This is a genomic window from Vibrio sp. 10N (genome assembly GCF_036245475.1).
GTDB lineage: Bacteria > Pseudomonadota > Gammaproteobacteria > Enterobacterales > Vibrionaceae > Vibrio.
Genome location: NZ_BTPM01000002.1, coordinates 1,066,609 through 1,084,121 on the forward strand (window position 1 = coordinate 1,066,609; position 17,513 = coordinate 1,084,121).

17 protein-coding genes are annotated in these 17,513 nt (G+C 45.8%); 9 read left to right on the forward strand and 8 right to left on the reverse strand.

Going from position 1 to position 17,513, the window contains the following annotated elements; genetic code table 11:
* The first annotated feature begins 9 nt into the window (after positions 1-9).
* Complete coding sequence (locus tag AAA946_RS20945) at positions 10-789, forward strand: slipin family protein (RefSeq protein ID WP_338166688.1); 780 nt, start codon at positions 10-12, stop codon at positions 787-789.
* 131 nt (positions 790-920) lie between these two features.
* Here AAA946_RS20945 and AAA946_RS20950 read toward each other — a convergent pair whose 3' ends face one another.
* A complete protein-coding gene (locus AAA946_RS20950) occupies positions 921-2,063 on the reverse strand; it encodes a 1-acyl-sn-glycerol-3-phosphate acyltransferase (RefSeq protein WP_338166689.1) in 1,143 nt (380 codons plus the stop codon).
* 199 nt (positions 2,064-2,262) lie between these two features.
* On the opposite strand from AAA946_RS20950, the gene AAA946_RS20955 reads away from it, so the two are divergent.
* The gene (locus AAA946_RS20955) at positions 2,263-2,865 is read left to right on the forward strand and encodes an AraC family transcriptional regulator (protein ID WP_338166690.1); all 603 of its coding nucleotides are present in this window, start codon (positions 2,263-2,265) and stop codon (positions 2,863-2,865) included.
* A 71-nt stretch (positions 2,866-2,936) separates the two neighbouring features.
* Here AAA946_RS20955 and AAA946_RS20960 read toward each other — a convergent pair whose 3' ends face one another.
* Both AAA946_RS20960 and AAA946_RS20965 read right to left on the reverse strand, forming a co-directional pair.
* On the reverse strand, positions 2,937-3,431 hold the full coding sequence (locus AAA946_RS20960; RefSeq protein WP_338166691.1) for a hypothetical protein: 495 nt from the start codon (positions 3,429-3,431) through the stop codon (positions 2,937-2,939).
* A gap of 31 nt (positions 3,432-3,462) precedes the next feature.
* Complete coding sequence (locus AAA946_RS20965; protein ID WP_338166692.1) at positions 3,463-3,975, reverse strand: nicotinate-nicotinamide nucleotide adenylyltransferase; 513 nt, start codon at positions 3,973-3,975, stop codon at positions 3,463-3,465.
* 117 nt (positions 3,976-4,092) lie between these two features.
* On the opposite strand from AAA946_RS20965, the gene nadE reads away from it, so the two are divergent.
* Both nadE and AAA946_RS20975 read left to right on the forward strand, forming a co-directional pair.
* A complete protein-coding gene (gene nadE / locus AAA946_RS20970; protein WP_338166693.1) occupies positions 4,093-4,923 on the forward strand; it encodes an ammonia-dependent NAD(+) synthetase in 831 nt (276 codons plus the stop codon).
* Positions 4,924-5,148: 225 nt separating this feature from the next.
* Positions 5,149-5,394: a YdcH family protein gene (locus tag AAA946_RS20975; RefSeq protein WP_338166694.1), complete on the forward strand. Its 246-nt coding sequence runs from the start codon at positions 5,149-5,151 to the stop codon at positions 5,392-5,394.
* 51 nt (positions 5,395-5,445) lie between these two features.
* Here AAA946_RS20975 and AAA946_RS20980 read toward each other — a convergent pair whose 3' ends face one another.
* The gene (locus AAA946_RS20980) at positions 5,446-7,266 is read right to left on the reverse strand and encodes a hybrid-cluster NAD(P)-dependent oxidoreductase (protein ID WP_338166695.1); all 1,821 of its coding nucleotides are present in this window, start codon (positions 7,264-7,266) and stop codon (positions 5,446-5,448) included.
* 197 nt (positions 7,267-7,463) lie between these two features.
* Between AAA946_RS20980 and pyrC the strand changes: the two genes are divergently transcribed.
* Together pyrC and AAA946_RS20990 are read left to right on the forward strand one after the other, a co-directional pair.
* Complete coding sequence (gene pyrC, locus AAA946_RS20985) at positions 7,464-8,492, forward strand: dihydroorotase (protein WP_338166696.1); 1,029 nt, start codon at positions 7,464-7,466, stop codon at positions 8,490-8,492.
* Between the two features lie 110 nt (positions 8,493-8,602).
* A complete protein-coding gene (locus AAA946_RS20990; RefSeq protein WP_338167215.1) occupies positions 8,603-8,911 on the forward strand; it encodes a DUF1289 domain-containing protein in 309 nt (102 codons plus the stop codon).
* A gap of 7 nt (positions 8,912-8,918) precedes the next feature.
* Here the strand turns inward: AAA946_RS20990 and AAA946_RS20995 are convergent, their stop codons facing one another.
* Positions 8,919-10,622, reverse strand: a complete 1,704-nt coding sequence (locus AAA946_RS20995; RefSeq protein WP_338166697.1) for an ABC transporter substrate-binding protein — start codon at positions 10,620-10,622, stop codon at positions 8,919-8,921.
* 117 nt (positions 10,623-10,739) lie between these two features.
* Between AAA946_RS20995 and AAA946_RS21000 the strand changes: the two genes are divergently transcribed.
* Positions 10,740-11,951: an MFS transporter gene (locus tag AAA946_RS21000; protein WP_338166698.1), complete on the forward strand. Its 1,212-nt coding sequence runs from the start codon at positions 10,740-10,742 to the stop codon at positions 11,949-11,951.
* Between the two features lie 78 nt (positions 11,952-12,029).
* Positions 12,030-12,467 carry an acyl-CoA thioesterase gene (locus AAA946_RS21005; RefSeq protein ID WP_338166699.1) on the forward strand — a complete coding sequence of 146 codons (438 nt, stop codon included), beginning with the start codon at positions 12,030-12,032 and terminating at the stop codon, positions 12,465-12,467.
* A gap of 171 nt (positions 12,468-12,638) precedes the next feature.
* Here the strand turns inward: AAA946_RS21005 and AAA946_RS21010 are convergent, their stop codons facing one another.
* Positions 12,639-14,183 carry an alpha-glucoside-specific PTS transporter subunit IIBC gene (locus tag AAA946_RS21010; RefSeq protein WP_338166700.1) on the reverse strand — a complete coding sequence of 515 codons (1,545 nt, stop codon included), beginning with the start codon at positions 14,181-14,183 and terminating at the stop codon, positions 12,639-12,641.
* Between the two features lie 55 nt (positions 14,184-14,238).
* Entirely contained in the window at positions 14,239-15,567 is a 1,329-nt protein-coding gene (locus AAA946_RS21015) for a 6-phospho-alpha-glucosidase (protein WP_338166701.1), read from the reverse strand.
* 184 nt (positions 15,568-15,751) lie between these two features.
* On the opposite strand from AAA946_RS21015, the gene AAA946_RS21020 reads away from it, so the two are divergent.
* Positions 15,752-16,465, forward strand: coding sequence for a GntR family transcriptional regulator (locus tag AAA946_RS21020; protein WP_338166702.1), 714 nt, complete (start codon positions 15,752-15,754; stop codon positions 16,463-16,465).
* Positions 16,466-16,604: 139 nt separating this feature from the next.
* Here the strand turns inward: AAA946_RS21020 and AAA946_RS21025 are convergent, their stop codons facing one another.
* The gene (locus AAA946_RS21025; protein WP_338166703.1) at positions 16,605-17,507 is read right to left on the reverse strand and encodes a LysR family transcriptional regulator; all 903 of its coding nucleotides are present in this window, start codon (positions 17,505-17,507) and stop codon (positions 16,605-16,607) included.
* Between the last annotated feature and the right edge of the window lie 6 nt (positions 17,508-17,513).

Consider the following 17,513-nt stretch of genomic DNA (forward strand, 5'->3'; position numbering starts at 1 on the left):
GAGGCGCGTATGTTAAGTTATACATTTGGAGTCATCGCCGTTTTACTGATCGCGCTCGCGACGCAAATCTTCCGAGTTCTTCGCGAATATGAACGTGGTGTGGTGTTCTTCCTTGGTCGATTTCAAGAAGTGAAAGGGCCTGGCCTCATCATCTTGATCCCGTTTATTCAACAAATGGTTCGTGTCGATCTCAGGACTGTGGTTCTTGATGTGCCCACACAAGATTTGATCACCCGCGACAACGTGTCGGTGCGCGTCAATGCCGTGGTCTATTTTCGCGTTGTTGACCCCCAAATGGCCATCAATAACATCGAAAGCTACAGCGATGCGACCAGCCAACTGTCACAAACCACACTGCGCTCTGTTTTGGGGCAGCACGAATTAGACGAACTGCTGTCTGAGCGCGAACGGCTTAACAAAGATCTGCAAGCAATACTCGATCAGCAAACCGATGATTGGGGAATTAAGATTGCCACCGTTGAGGTGAAACATGTCGATTTAAACGAGAGCATGGTCAGAGCGTTAGCAAGGCAAGCCGAAGCAGAGCGTAATCGCCGTGCGAAGATCATCCATGCAACCGGCGAGCTCGAAGCATCGAACAAGCTAAAAGAAGCGGCAGATATCTTAAATCAAGCTCCGAATGCTCTGCAGCTTAGATACATGCAAACACTCACGGAAATAACCAGTGATAAGACGTCCACCATTGTATTCCCACTGCCTGTTAACTTGGTGGAGGCGGTATCAGACATCGCTAAAGCAGTGCAAAAAGACAAACCTGGCGAAAGCTAAACTTGGTACACCGCTGTGAGTGATTAACGTGAGTAGGTACTGAAGCGAGTGACATCATGCATAAAAAAACACCACCATTGGACAAACCAAGGGTGGTGTTTTCATTGTTCTAGATAGTGTTCGAAACGCCTTTATGCTTCTGCAACTTCTGGCATGTCTGCTTTATCTAGCAAAATGTTCTTAACTGGGTTGGCATAGCTATCTAGCAAGTATTGATGTGCACCTTCTGGTAGTACATCAAGCTTCTCTTGTAGCGTTGTGCGTGTTGCTTCGGTAATGGTGTCATCTTCCAGACCAGCAGCCAACTTGTTGATTGGGAACAAGGTGTAGTTGGCATGGATTTGGCGGTCGATCTCTTGCGCCAATGCTTCTGGTGTTTCGAAGTCTTGGTCAATCACATCACCAAACACCACGTTTACGCGGTCTTTGCGGCCTACAATGCCTTGCACGATGCTCTCGATATCTTCGAACTCACCTTTTTGATAGTTGCCATGCGTCGCTTTTTCATAAAGCTCTTTTGCTTTAGCAATATCACAAGGGTCATTCTCATAAGAAACCGATACAGGTACGATTTTTAGCGAGCGAATGTATTCTGCAAACGCCACTTTTTGCTTGCGACCTTCAACATGGAACATCTTAAGAATGGCAGGATCGGTGAAGTCGTTACCATCTTTTGCGCGGCCTTCTTTCTGAGCGATCCAGATTGAGTTGCCAGTATCCAGTGAGTGCTTGATGTACGAAGACAAGGTACCCAAAGCTCTCATCATCTCACGCGGGCCTTTCAGCGAGCGCTTAACGATAAAGCTTTTGTTCAGGCGCATTAGCTCCGTCGCACACGGCTTTTTCAGCAGGTTATCACCAATCGCGATGCGAACGGTTCTGTGGTTGTTTTGGTGTAGGCCGTAGTTCACTAGAGCCGGATCCATTGCGATATCGCGATGGTTAGAAACAAACAGGTAAGACGTATTTTTATCTAGCTTATCAAGGCCTTCATAAGTCACACCTTGTGTTGTCGCGTTCAACGTTTGTTCTAGGTATTTTTTCACTTCTAGCTGAATCGCTTCCACGCTATCCAGCTTGGCCCACTTAAATTTTAGGTACACTTTTACCAATGGGCTCATCAGCGCTTTGAACCAAGGCGCATGATTAGAAAAACGATGCTGCAAAATAGCATCAATAAATTCGGCGTCGTTAATCAATCGATCAATCGCGGCGGGAATCTCGTCATCATTGTAAGGACGAATATCAATATAAGGATCTGTCTGTGTTGTCATGTTTGTTACATCAAATTAAAAGCTGCCATATTCTACGCCCTGCGACCAAAGACCGCAGCCCTATTACGTCTATTTTTGTTAAGGTCAGACCACAGTTTTACCATCTTGTTCACTGTCGCCTACATAAAAGTGTGATCTTTAGTTGGCATTCCAGCCTTCAAGGGGTAACCTACGCGCAGATCCACAGATTAAGACCATCATGAATCACGCAATCGACTTTCAATCAACCAGTTACGACTTTGTTACCATTACCGCGCGCAAGAAAATGCTGCATAACCAGCTATTTCGTGTTGAAGACGGACAGGTGCTCGTCAAGCTAGGTAAGAACGACTACCTCTACCAAGCTGGCGATCTATTCTGGTTACCATTTGATTGCCTGACGAGTCTAACCATTCTCCCACACACCAAGCTGAGCACCATAAAGTTTTCAGTCAGGCTACGTGATAGTTTCCCAACCCAAGCTGGCCGAGTCTCAGCTACACCGCTTATGACTGCGCTTTTGGATAAGATCTCTCTGACGTCCGACCAGGAAGTTAACAAAGATCTACTACAAGTCATGCGCCATGAAGTGGCATGCATGGCACCTGCGTTGACCCTTGATACCATGAGTGAAAAGATTTCACGCTGGACACCGGGTTCCAACTCAGTTTCTGGTGAGCTGTCATTAGTGTTACTGGTGCGTGAAGCGCGCAAGCTCAAGCTTTCGGGTAAAAAAGCCGATGCCATATGTGAGCAGTTATTTGCGGGCAACCACGAGCAGTTCCAGCAGCTGACACAAAGCTTACTGGGGGCTGAGCTGTAAAATGCACGCCTACAAGCATATAAAAATACAGCGAGCCTGAGCTCGCTGTATTTTTATATGCTTGTTGAATTCTAGAACGGTACTTCGACTTGCATCATCATGTCGCCTTGATAATCCTGATGCCAGCGATAATCGAGACGTAATCTTGGCTCTTTGCCTTTCTCGCCGAAACCGACACCGAAGTGCAGTCCTTGCGCCATTAGCCATTCTTGCATCGACATTTCATCTTTGCGTCGAGCGATTTCATCAGGTGCCCAAAGTCCGATACCAACAAAACTGTTGTCGATACTGCCCGTCAATACAGGCTCTGACTCTTGAGTTAATAGCCACTGATCCCAGTAAGAATCTTGCAATGTATTCATCGGAGCATCTTGCTCGATAAGACCCCCAAGTGTCACAACTTGGTTACCGAGATAAGTGAAAGGCTTAGTGATTAGCGAACAAAACGACTCTTCCTCCGTCGCTTTTATCACGACAGACTTATTCGTTTTACTCTCACAAAATGCATACGCGAGAGGGCTACTAACGGCCACTGCTAAAGCAATACAAGTCCATGTTGCTTTCATTTTTTATAAATTATCCATTTTGCTTATATGGTCAATATAGCTTATGTGCGACCAAATGTTTAGCAACACTAACTGTGGTTAAGTGATCTACATTCAAACCTTGCGACAAACTGTAACGAATAGTCGTTGAACGTACTTTCACTTTCTCTGGACAAGCCAGCAACGACCAACGTTCCACAATTTGTTGGGCGTTATAAAATTTCTCGAAGCTGAACAGGTTATCAGGGCCAAGAACAAAGGTAAGCTCTGCATCGGGATAACGCTGCTCCAGTGCTTCTAGTACCGCAAACGTGGTGACGGAGCTATTGGGCTCAAATAGGTGCTCTTCAATATCCGAACGTTCGACATTATCTTGGGCAATATCGTCAATAAACATATCGACCAACTGGCAACGAATACTGTAATCCAGCATGCTTTTGCCCCAGGCATGAGAGATACTCGGGACCAATAGCACCTTATCAAAATGGCTGAGTGATTGAATGACGCTCTTATGGCCTAAGCTTGGCGGATTAAAGGCGCTGCCAAATATCGCTATTTTTGTCATATGTATCTCAATAAATCGTATCTATGCATAGATTGACCACCACTGTAACTTTTTTTCAGCGATGTTCGTAGGTATCATACAAGAAATCATTTTTGCTTGCAGGAAAAGGGATCCCACATGGAACAACTTATTCGAGACGAGATGCGCGTGCTTCCGTCTATCGACCCACAATTTGAAATTGAACGCCGTGTTGCATTTATTAAGAGTAAATTGCAGCAATCTGGATGCAAATCCATCGTTCTCGGTATCAGTGGGGGTGTGGACTCAACAACTTGTGGCCGTTTGGCACAATTGGCGGTTAACGAGCTTAACCAAGCGAGTGACAGCAACGAATACCAATTCATCGCGGTACGTCTACCTTACGGTGAACAAAAAGATGAAGACGAAGCGCAGCTTGCGCTCTCTTTCATTGAGCCGACTCACTCAGTATCGGTGAATATCAAAGCTGGCGTGGATGGTCTTCATGCCGCATCACACGTTGCACTTGAAGGCACTGGCCTGCTACCGACAGACGCGGCGAAAGTCGATTTTGTTAAAGGTAACGTTAAAGCGCGTGCACGTATGGTGGCTCAGTACGAGATCGCAGGGTACGTTGGTGGTCTAGTGCTTGGTACTGACCACTCGGCAGAAAACATCACAGGTTTCTACACCAAGTTTGGTGACGGTGCGTGTGATTTAGCGCCGTTATTTGGTCTTAGCAAACGTCAAGTTCGTGAAGTGGCAGCAACACTTGGCGCGCCAGCGTTACTAGTGAAGAAAACACCTACCGCTGATCTAGAAGAACTAGACCCACAGAAAGCCGACGAAGATGCGCTAAACCTGACGTACGATCAGATCGATGACTTCCTAGAAGGCAAGCCTGTCTCTCAAGACGTATCAGACAAGCTGGTTGCTATCTACAAAGCAACCCAACACAAGCGTGAAGCAATCCCGACCATTTACGATTAATCCGCTTCTCATAAATGCCAAAAGCCAGCAAAAAATTTGCTGGCTTTTTTCTAGCTTGTGATTTACTTCGCTGAATTCAAATCTTGCCAGCGGTCAACTTTTAATCACCTTCAACTTGTGCCATTGTTATAAGTGCACAGGTGATAACACGCCTTCGCGCGCATCAATCCACTTGTGCACATGCCCAAGCTAAAACTATTGTTCATCGAATAAAAAGGGGTTGCTATGTTAGGCGAAGATCACTCTCTTCTTAAGGAATTTCCAGAACATCAAGATACCATTTTAGCGCTCACGCGAAGCGATCAAGGCTTTGCGACAGACACTAAAAACTACAATGCTCTGGATAAAGAAATTCGTGTGTTAGAACTCAACGGTTCACCCATCGAAGATACCGAGATGCATCAGCTAAAACATGATAGAGCCGTTTTAAAAGACTCGTTGCATCAACGTATAGTGAGTGCTTCAAAATAAGCATGTAAATCAAAGCCGGTGCCAGTTGGACACTGGCACCCATAATCATCATTAACTTACGATTTCCACATCGGTTCTTGGTACCGCGCAGCAAGCCAACACCTTACCTTCCGCAATCTCCGACTCCTGAATCGCTGGCACATCAGGCTGATGAACCAAACCCGATTCAACCGTCACCTTACATGCACCGCAAAAACCCGCACGGCAGCTATGCGCTATCGACTGTCCTGCATCTTCCGCTTGATCCAATAAGGTTTTCTGGTTATTACCCTCAAACACATTGCCATCAATACTGATTTGCACTGTCTTGACGCTATCTTCCGTCGAGGTGGCAACACCAAACGCCTCTTGGTGATAATGATCTTCCGCCAGTCCTTTTTTCAGCATCAGGTTTTTCGCCTTTTGCATAAAGCCATCTGGGCCACACACGAACACTTGTCTTGCCGTTAGAGCTGAAATTTGTTTTAGGTGCGACAAACTAAAGCGCCCTTTTAAACCATCCCATTCGTCACTTGGTTGCGTCAATGAAATCATGACCGTCAAATTGTCATGCTTTGCTTCAAGAGACTGTAACTCCTGCTTAAACGGGATATCGTCCAAAGTTGAACACTGGTGGAAAAACACCACGTCATTCACTTCTCCTCTATCTGAGAGATCACGAAGCATTGACATCATTGGCGTCACACCACTGCCTGCCGAGAGTAACAGCAGAGGTTCATGTTCTTTGTTCGCCATGTGGAAGCTACCATTTGGCAGGTCGGCGATTAAGGTATCCCCCACTTGGAAGTGTTCAAATAACCAATTCGATACGCTACCGCCATCAATACGTTTGACCGAAATAGCCAGTCGCCCTGGACGAGATGGGCTGGAGGACAAAGTGTATAAACGCTTGATGACCTGACCTTCGATATCCAGGTCAATAGGAAGGTGCTGCCCGGCTTTATACTCTGGCATTGCGCCTTTTTGCGGCTCTAGCCAAAAGGTTTCAAAGTTGCGCGCCACTTGTTCACGCTCTACGCAGACGAACGCTTGCTTTTGAGCATCAAGATCTTGGTAGAACTCTTTTTCCTTATACTCCAGCACTTCAATTTCATCGCCAGCACGGATCATACCTTCGTTCTTGGCCACCAAGTTTTGACCGAAGAATACCCCGCCCCTTTCATTGGCACGAAAACGGGAAAAGGTCTTTAGCGGCTCTTTGCTTTCACGGAACGCTCCTTTTTCCACATCAACCGTCGTCAAAATGCAGCGCTCACAAGGTTTTACCGCTTCAAACTCGACTTCACCAATTTTAATACGCTTCCACGAGTCCTCGATAAATGGCTCATCCGAACCAACGACTAGGTTAGTTCGAAACTGTTCCATCGAGTGGACTTCACTACTGCGACGATTAAGCTCATCCAAAGAGCCCTGACTGATGATCAGCAGCGGATAACCATCGGCAAAACTCACATTGTGACCCAGCTTTTCGCGCACACGATTCGACTGCTCACCGGTAAACAATAACTCTACGCGCTGATCCAGCACCTGACTAAACCAATCATCCGCTTCATCCGTTGTGGTGTAAGCGGCAAAGTTGTCTTTCCAAACCGTTGCTGGTGTCTCTTGTAACTTGAAACTGCTGTATTCAAGTTTTAATGGCGCCATACCTGGATAAGTAAAAATGATCCCTGTCGGCAGCAGGCTTGATGACACCTTCACCATATTTGGGTATTTGCGTGCTGTCACCATAGCACCATCAGAAAGCGCGACCATGAATCGGCGGTCAAAGCACAAGCCTTGTTTTTCGACCCAAGAAGAAGAAAGAGAAATGCCACCAACGGATTTAACGGGGTAGATATTGATTTGGGAAAGCAGAGGAGATTTTGACACGACTGAGCCCTTTTATTGTTGTCTTCCTTATTTTGTGCTCAATGGTAACGTCTTTTTTCCCTTAGTCCCAGAAACATAGTGAAATCTTACTCGTTTTCCTCTATCATCCTGTCGCCTAAACGTAAGCGATTGCATTCACATTTTTCGCCACCGTTTAGGCTCCGTTTCAAGAAGAATCTAACTTGGTGGGAGCCCAAATGACTACATTGACTATTACTCGTCCTGACGACTGGCACGTACACCTTCGTGACGGCGACGTTCTTAAAGATACTGTTCGCGATATCAGCCGCTACAACGGTCGTGCACTGATCATGCCAAACACTATCCCACCTGTCACAGACACAGAAATGGCGCTGGCCTACAAAGCGCGCATTATGGCTGAGCAGCCTTCTGAGCAGTTTGAGCCGCTAATGGCACTGTACCTAACAGACAACACCACACCAGATGAAATCCGCAAAGCGAAAGAGTCTGGCGCAGTTGTAGCAGCAAAACTGTACCCAGCAGGTGCAACCACAAACTCAGATTCTGGCGTAACGTCGGCAAAGAACATCTACCACGTACTAGAAGCGATGGAAGAAGTGGGCATGCTACTGCTTGTTCACGGTGAAGTAACCACTCACGAAGTTGACATCTTCGACCGTGAGAAAGAGTTCCTAGACACTGTTCTAGCTCCTATCGTGAATGATTTCCCGAACCTTAAGATTGTTCTAGAGCACATCACGACAGCAGATGCTGCAAACTTTGTGAAAAACGCTAACGACAACGTTGCAGCGACTATCACGGCTCACCACCTTCTTTACAACCGCAACCACATGCTGGTTGGCGGCATCAAGCCACACTTCTACTGCCTACCAATCCTTAAGCGTGGTACCCACCAGCAAGCGCTTATCGAAGCGGCAACCAGTGGCAGCAAGAAATTCTTCCTTGGTACTGACTCTGCGCCACACGCAAAAGGCAAAAAAGAAGCCGCTTGTGGCTGTGCGGGTTCATACACAGCACACGCTGCAGTAGAGCTTTATGCTGAAGTATTCGAGCAAGAAGGCAAGCTTGAGAACCTAGAAGGTTTTGCAAGCCACAACGGTCCAGACTTCTACGGCCTACCTCGCAACACGGACACCATCACCCTTGAGAAAGACGAGTGGAACGTGCCAGAAACCATGCCATTTGGTAGCGACATTGTTGTGCCAATCCGCGGCGGCGAAACTGTTAACTGGAAAGTAAAGTAAGCCGTTAGCGCTGACTAATACTGGATATGTAAGGCTCCCTAATGAATAATGGGAGCCTTATTTTTTACTAAGTCAAAACGAGATTGCTCCTCATGTCCCAAGAAGTCGTTATCGTCACTCCCTGCCGCGCTGCCTGTAAAAATGAAGGTGGGATCTGTAGCGGATGCCATCGCACCATGGACGAATTGTCCGAATGGCGCTTTATGGATAACGAACAACGTCAGGACAAAGTCGAACAACTCTCCGGCGAGCAGTCCACGCACCAATGCCAACAGTGTGGCGAGCCTGCCTATTGCGACATTTCCGCTGGAAAATCATCTTGCTGGTGCTTCGAGATAGAAAAGCGAGATACCTCAAGTTTGGAAAAGTCGGCAACCTGTTTGTGTCGTAAGTGTTTAAGCAAGTTGCCACTTAAATAGCGCTGTATTACACATTCAACACTACCCGATTGAAATCGATCCAGCCATTGGCCAGTAGCTCCGGTGCACTGACCTTCTTCGAGACATTCATCTCTTGCTCCACATGGTAGAGCGGCTGGTAAATCCCTTCCTTGATGAGCTTACTCTCAATTGCTTCAAACCCCTGAAGTTTACGCTTGAGATCGGGCCTATTCATGGTCTTGACCGTTTGCTCCAACAACCACGCTTTACGCTCATCACTAAAGCACGCCTCATTGGATGCAGTGCCAAGTAACCAGCCTAACCACGACATTTCGATGTCTTCGGTAAACACCTCACCAGTCACAATAATGTCGGCCTCACGAAGCGTTTCGACACTGTTAAAAACTGGAAACTCCAACACCGTCGTCCGACAAGGGATCCCCAAGCGCTTTAGCGACATTTCAATGAGCCTGACGGTATTTACGTGGGTAAAAAGTTGATAGGTCACAATCCTTAGCTCGTCCCCCGGCTCAGGCAAAGAAGCCAAAGCGGACTTTAGTGAGGTCAAATCGCTTTCTTGAATGCACTCAGGCTGCGACATCATGCCGCTGGCACGGGCCAGCGTCTCTACTTGCGCACTTTTTGGCTGCCCCATCGCCAGCAACAACTGTTGGAGCACTCGACGATGACGCTTACGTTTCATCCAAGGATGACGAGCTGGGTTCAACATTGCATGCACACAGCCTCTTTCCCATTGTTGATGCGACTCCAATGGCGTATTGGCTTTCTCTGCCATGTGACGGCTATGCACAAAATCGCAATTAAGCGCTATTTCTTTCGCGTTTTCGCCAAGGTTCCAAATTTCGACCCCGTCGATCCACGGGCGATGACCATGGTAGTCTGTGTTGACCAGCAATAAGGTGCGCCACTGCGTTTGCTCAGCAAGAACAAACGCACCACTGCCAATCACTCGACCTTGGTCAAACTTAGTCACCCCCATCGCACTGTGGGCTAATAATTTAGGCACTAAGTGCGGCAAACGATGGCTGACGAACTTCAGTTTGAGTGGCGTTTCGACTTTCACCTCGTCAATAAACTGAAACATAGCTCGGTGATTCGTTGCCTTGTGGATTAGGCGCTCAAAATGGGCCTTGATGCTCGCTGCGGTAAGTGCGCTACCATCATGAAATGTGAGCCCTTTGCGAAGTATGACGGTTACCCCATCATCGTCCCTTTGCCAGTGATGGGCTAAATCGCCAATAAACTCGCCTGAACTGGCATCATATTTGAGTAGCGACGCATACAGGTACGACGCTATATGAAGCTCGGTACGCCTATTGATCGTAATAGGATCTAGTGCATGTGTTGCTCGATAGAACGGGACTTGCAGTATGTCTTTTGCTTGCTGAGTAGATTGGTAGCGTGAAAGGTACGTTTTTAAGAACAGCTCTCGCTCGGACTCCGGAACCAAGGATACCGCCGCCTCTACTTGCTCCTGCTCCAATAGTCGGTGCGCGTAACCTTTTAACCGCTCACTGAGTGAGCAAAGCAGCTTGGCTTTAGGTAAATTGCCTCGGCCAACGCCAGATTGCCACTCAATGACTTGTTCTTTGACCAAACGCTTGATCAATAGCTGTGCATTACGTCGAGTACACTCTAAATGCTGGCTCACGTCATCGAGCGAAATAGTTTGCCACTCCCCCAACACCAGCCTGTCACGACAAAACACTAGCGCATTCCAATACCGCATAAAGGTGAAATCTCCTTTTCACTTTTCTATTTTTGTTCGCCTTTTAATTTCGATAATAGAGCGAGAAGACAACAAACTCAACCCACCATTTTATCTATAAATTATAAGGAATTAGGCATGACGACACTCATTGAGCCTCAAGCATCGATATGGAAAAATCGGCCATTTGTTATTCTGTTTTCCAGCGCTTTTTTTGTTGCACTTAGTGGCCAAATTTATAATCTGGCCTTGCCTTTGCTTGTCTATGATTTAACGCAATCCTCACAGGTCATGGGGGTGATCCGAGGCGTGGAATTTTTGCCCAATTTGCTTTTGGCTCTGTTTTTGGGTGTCTGGGTAGACCGCATCGACAAAAAACGTTGGTCGCAGACCATGCTGATCGGTCAAGTGATGGTGGTACTTTGTTCTTACACCGCCGTTGAAATGATGAGCAACCCATTGTGGGTGCTGTTCCCATGTGCGTTTTTGATGATGGCTTTCAACTACGGTTACCATTTAGCACGGATCACTATGCTCAAAAACGCGCTACCACCTGAAGCACAAAACACCGCAACCGCGAGAATGAGCGTCCTCAATAGTGTGATGGAAACCGTCGGTCCCATCTTATCTGGTGCTCTGCTACTGCTTTCTGCCGTCCATAGCGTATTTCTGGGGGTGGCTTTGATGTTACTCGTCGCCTATTGGCAGCTCAATCAACTGACACTCAATCCCACTCAGGTCCCACCCAAAACCAACACGTTGAGTGCGCTAAAGCAAGGCTGGTGTGCGTTTGTGGCCGATCGCAATATGGTCCTGATAACGCTTGCTGTCATGGTGATCAACACCACGGGGGCGGTGTTCTGGATACAAGCTATTTACTACGCCAAAGCGGAGCTAGAACTCAACTCTGTCGAAGTGAGTTATCTCGTCGCAGCCTCAGGTTTAGGGGGCTTGATCGGCGCATTCAGTGCGGATAAAGTACGCAAAAAAATTGGGCTGGGCTGGCTGCTCATTGCTTCTATTGCCTTAGAATCACTGGGGTTTGTTATCCCAATGATTGCTCCCAATGTATGGACACTGGCCGCAGCTTTCCTTTGGGTTTCCGCTGTGGGGCTCTATAGCAGCATCTGTATTTGGAGCTATCGACAAGAAGCATTCTGCGAACAATATTTAGGACGCGTTGCGGGAATTACTGGCTCACTGTTTAAACTACTGATGCCATTCGGACTCGCTGCATCGGGTTATCTAGTGGCGGCATGGGGGAGCCAATTCGTATTCCTACTGTGCTTCGCGTTGCAAATCTTCGCTTCGGCTTGCCTAATACTCAGCCGGGTTCGTCATCTTGAGTGATGTACCACATCGGGGTTGTTGCAAACTTGTTAAATACCCAATAGAGTAAAAGCCCCATTCAAAAAGGATAATTAGAACATGGAATCATTGTTGGAAGGCTTCCCGGTCATTACCGAAATCCCCGTTGCTTGGGGAGAAATGGACGCATTAAATCATGTCAATAACGCCGTTTATTTTCGCTACTTTGAAACCGCTCGTCTGGATTACTTTCGCCACATTAGCCTGATGGAAGATATGGCGGTCACAAACATCGGCCCTGTACTTGGAGATACCTATTGCCGCTATAAGCTACCGGTGACTTACCCCGATACGCTACTCGTCGGCTCTCGTATCACTGACCTCAAAGAAGACAGGTTCACAATGGAGTACCAAATTGTCAGTCACAAACTTGGCAAGGTCACCACAACCGGCACCGCAACCATTGTGATGTTTGATTTTAACACCAACAAAAAAGCCGTGATTTCTGAGAAATTGATGACCGCGATTGAGCAGACACGAAATGGCTCTGCTGGTTAACCGTCAATACAAAACGACGTCTACGGTCAAACAATATTGTTTGACCGTAGGCGTCACTTTCAAGCGATCAATAGCGCTTCTACCAATCTTGTTCGAGTTACAGTGCGCTCAATAAACTTGTAACAAACTGAAAAGGTAGCACATTTAATGCGCTACCTTTAACGAGTGAGACTAGACCTGAATCATCTGGCTCATCTCTTCTCTTACTTGAGGAACAGTAAGACCAACAATAATCTGGAAACTTTCCTTATTGCGAACTACGTTCACTGCACCTTGCTGTTGGAAGAATGACGTTGGCTGAACCAAATCGGAATTCTTAACTTTAACTCTCAATCGAGTCGCACAGTTAGTCAGTAATTCAATGTTCTCCTTACCACCTAGCCCTTCAATGAAAGCACTGGCTTGAGCATCTTGAGTTGCTGAGCCTTTTTTCGATGCACGGTACTCATTCTTTGAAACCAATTTCACTTCAGCATCATCGCGTCCTGGAGTCATAATGTTGTACTTTAGAATGATCGCTCGGAAGCTAAAGAAGTAAATTGCAGTAAATGTAAGGCCTAAAGCAATTTGCAACAAGTAAGTACCCATATGGTTTGAACCTAATGGCAACCAGTTCTGGAATACAAAGTCGATAAGGCCAGTCTGGAAGTTACCTGATACGCCAAGCATGTAAGCGATCGTCGCCATGGTTGCTGATAACACGGCGTGCAGTGCAAACAGAGCTGGAGCAATAAATAAGAATGTAAATTCAATCGGCTCAGTAATACCCGTTAGTATCGCGGTAATCGCAGCACCTAACACCAAACCCAATACCATCTTTTTCTTTTCTGGTTTCGCTGTTGAATAAAGTGCCAATGCGATACCCGTACAACCAAACACTTTACCCATACCGGTTAGCATTAAGCCGCCTTGTGGGAACTGCTCAGTCAGTGGTGCGCTACTTGCGGCAAACTCTTGAATATGTTGAATCCAGTAAGCAACCGTACCGCCATCAACAGCAACTGGGCCATAAAAAACTGGACCATAAACAAAGTGGTGCAAACCTGTTGGGATCAATAAACGTTCAAGAAGAGTAAATACCCATACACCGAATGAACCCGCATTAACTAAGAACGTTTGTAGGCCGTTAATCCCTTCTTGAATCGAAGGCCAAACAAAACAAGTGACAATCGCTAGCGCAACCATAAGTGGGAAACTAATGATCACCACCAGTGGCGAGCCATTAAATACTGACGCCCAATCAGGTAATTTGCGGTCAAAGTATTTGTTGTGAACCCATACCGACACACTTGCAATCACAATCGCACCAAGAAGGTTTGTATCTAGGGTTAGAATGCCACCTATTTCTGTCAGACCACGCTCACCAGCAACATAGTTAACACCGAGATCCGCACCCCAGAACTGAAGAATCCCACCAATGACATAGTTAAAGGTGATGTAGGAAACCAGCGTTGCTAATACAGCTCGGCCTGAAGCTGTTTTCGCCAGAGCGATAGGCAAACCAACCGCAAAAATCAGCGACATATTCTTAAATACGGCTAACGATGCTTGCAACAAGATGGTAGAAACACTGTGCCAAGTAGAGCCCGGTACTGCCCACGGAAAGAGATCTTGGTTTAATAGCATCACGGTAAAACCAAGCAGCATACCAGCAGCAGGGAAAAGGAGTACGGGGACAAACATCGCTGCCCCAAACCTCTGTATCATATCTTTCATAGTAACCTCAAAAAAGGGTGAGCAGCACTCATTGTCTGCTCAACTCATGTTTAAATTATTGGAAAAATTGTGGTAGGTAGTTCTTATTTTCAGCGAGCAGCTCTTCAACGATTGCTTTAGCTTTAGGAATATTGATTACAGTACGGTTAAGGGTTAATGCATTGATGAGTTTTTGTTTATTCCCCTCATACCAAGCATCAACAACCAGTTTTTCATAACCTAACTGGCTTTCAATCATCGCTTTTTGGAAAGTAGGAATATGACCAACAGAGAACGCTTTTGGACCATCGCTAGTCAGCGCACAAGGAACTTCAACCATCGCATCATCTTGCAAGTTCGCAATCGTACCGTTGTTTGGAACGATGACTAAGTAGGTGTCGCCCATGTTGTAAGCCAATGAAGCGGCAACTCGAACCATATAACGACCATGGATATCCGCATGTAGCGTTTCATTCTGAGTTGTGTTTGCCGCAATAATTCTCTCATTGAGCTCAAATACACGCTTTTCACGTCCGTTGATCACCTGACGAGCACGAGTATTATTCACATCTTCTTTTGCCACCATTTTTTCCGGATATAGGTAGTATTGAAGATAAGTATTTGGCAAGAACTCTGGGTTATCTTGAAGCATGGTTTGCATATTTTTAAACGTTGCCTGCCAAGATGGGTCATCCGCAATTTCCGGGTCAATTGCACTTATCCCTTTGTTTAAGATTATGTTTTTAATCTCATCAGTTAAATCTTGGCCTTGCTTGTTTTTAATTTTGGTGAACCAGCCATAGTGATTTAGACCGAAATACTCTGGTACCAAATCCCAAAACTCACAACCGAGTAAATTCGCATAGCTAACCATGATGGCAGCTGGCATATCACAGATATTTAAAATGCGCTTGTCGTCTGCAAATTCACGATTCAGCGCTTCTGCCACAATGGCCGCCGGGTTGGTGTAGTTTAGAATCCAAGCATCTTTAGAATATGCACGTATTTCATTGATTAGCGCAATCATGTCACCGATTGAGCGCAAACCATAAGCCATACCACCAGCACCACATGTCTCTTGCCCCACACAACCGTGTGCTAATGGGATTTGTTCATCACGCTCTCTCGCCTCTAGACCACCAGTACGGATCTGAATAAAGAAGAAATCTGAATTTGAGAAAGCCACCTCTTTATCAGTGGTATAGATAAACTCTTCCACTTCTGGATAGTGCTCACGGAATAGAATTTCTGTCGCTTTCGCATTGGACTCTTGGCGTTTGGCATCAATGTCATAAAACACCACTCGTTTCAGCGGGAACGTCTCTTTTTCAGCAATTAAGCTGTTCATCATACCCAGAGTATAAGTACTACCCGCGCCAACAACGGTTAAGTTCTGTCTTTTCACTTTTAATGTCCTACTAAGTCACTTGATGGGACAAATGTATCTTAAAAGTATTACTTTCAACAATCCTTTTGAGATACTTTATTGCATCAAGATTAAATAGATCACAGAAAACTGGCGTTAAAGTATTTTAAATGTACTATTGATCACACTATCGGTTATTATCAGCTATTGATAAGGAGAGCAAATGAACAAGCCGAGATACTTACAAATAGCTGATACCCTGCGTGAACAGATAAAAAGCGGTGAACTGCCTGTCGGTTCGATTCTTCCTACTGAAAGTCAATTGCAAACAACGTTCGATGTAAGTCGAGTGACTATTCGCAAAGCGATGCAACTGTTGGTTGAGAATGATCTGTTGTATCGGCAGCGAGGCAGTGGCACTTATGTCAAAGCGCCAAAAGCACAACACAACGTTTTACAACTTACTGGCTTTGTCGAAGAGGTTTCAGCGCAAGGAAAAACGCCAAGCTCCAAGATCATTACCTTTGAGCTGCTCGATTGCACACAGCCCGTCGCAGAAAAGTTAAATCTGGAAGTCGGTGAAGAGGTATACTCAATTCGTCGCTTAAGATTGATAGATGATGAACCCGAGGTGTTAGAGCATACGTATTTACCAGTTGCTCTTTTTCCAGATCTCAGCATTAAGGCAATGCGCAGTTCAAAATATGATTACATCGAAAAGACCAAAAACTTGAAGATCAAACTGTCACGCCAATCAATGAAACCTGAAATTGTTCAGGGTTCCATCGCTAAAGAGTTAAACATGAAGAGTGGAGAAGCCGTTATTCGTGTTGATTCCGTTGGCGAACTGACTGAAGGTCAAGTATTTGAATACACTATCCATTACTTCCGAGTGCACCAGTACAGTTTCGATTACATTGCCTATCGAGAAGAGTAAAAACTTAGACGAATCACGTAAATTAGCTTTGCAACTTGCTGAATGGATTCCCTTTTTCAAGGGAATGACGGTGATTTGGGAGGATGGCTTGAAACGCTAGATTAGGCAAAATCTTAAATGTACCTTGCCCCTCTTAGATTCAATTTTGTAAATGCCATTTCTTATGGAATTCTTCAAACTCTTCAATAAACACCTTGTAGCGTTTCGGTGTGTGTAAGCTCTGTTTGTATAAAACATAGAGTATGCCCTCTTCAAACCATTCGCCATTGAACAGCTTTATAAGCTCCCCACAACGCACTTGTTCACGCACTTGATTATCAGGAATTAAGCCGATACCGAACCCCTCTTGCGCCAAGTTAATTGCGATATCGATTGAGTTCGTCGTCATGTCTCCTGTGACTTCAATCTGTCGTTTATCACCATGTTTATTCGTTAGGTTCCAATATCGTTCTGAGCCTGGCGTATTGGTATGAGTAATACATTGGTGTAGCTCTAAATCATGAACATATTTGGGTTCACCACGTTTTTGAATGTACTTTGGCGAGGCATAGCAACATCGTGTAAATCGAGAGGCTTTTCGGCAGACAACGGACTCATCGTTCGGTAAAAACGGGGCAATCATCAGATCTACATCTTCAAATAAGCTCAAGGTGTTTGGCGTCAATGTATGAAAGTGAATGTGGATGTTTGGATACTTTTCATGGAAATCCGGTAAGAAGCTCTTGGTTAAAAACCTCGCCATCGGGTGTAAACAGCCTATACGCAGTAGGCCGTTAATACCTTTGCGTTCGACATGAAGCTTTTCTACAGTGTGGTCGATAAGATCGAGAATTTGGCCAGCGGACTCGAAAAACACTTCACCTTGTGGCGTAAGACTAATGCTACTTCCTCTCCTATGAACCAAAGTAACATTTAGGCTTTCTTCTAATGCTTTAATTTTTCTGCTTAGTGTCGGTTGGCTTACATCGAGTGCTTTTGCTGTTTCGGTGTAGTTCAGCTTTTTCGCCAAAACAGAGAACATTTTAACCGCTTCGATATCCATGCTTAG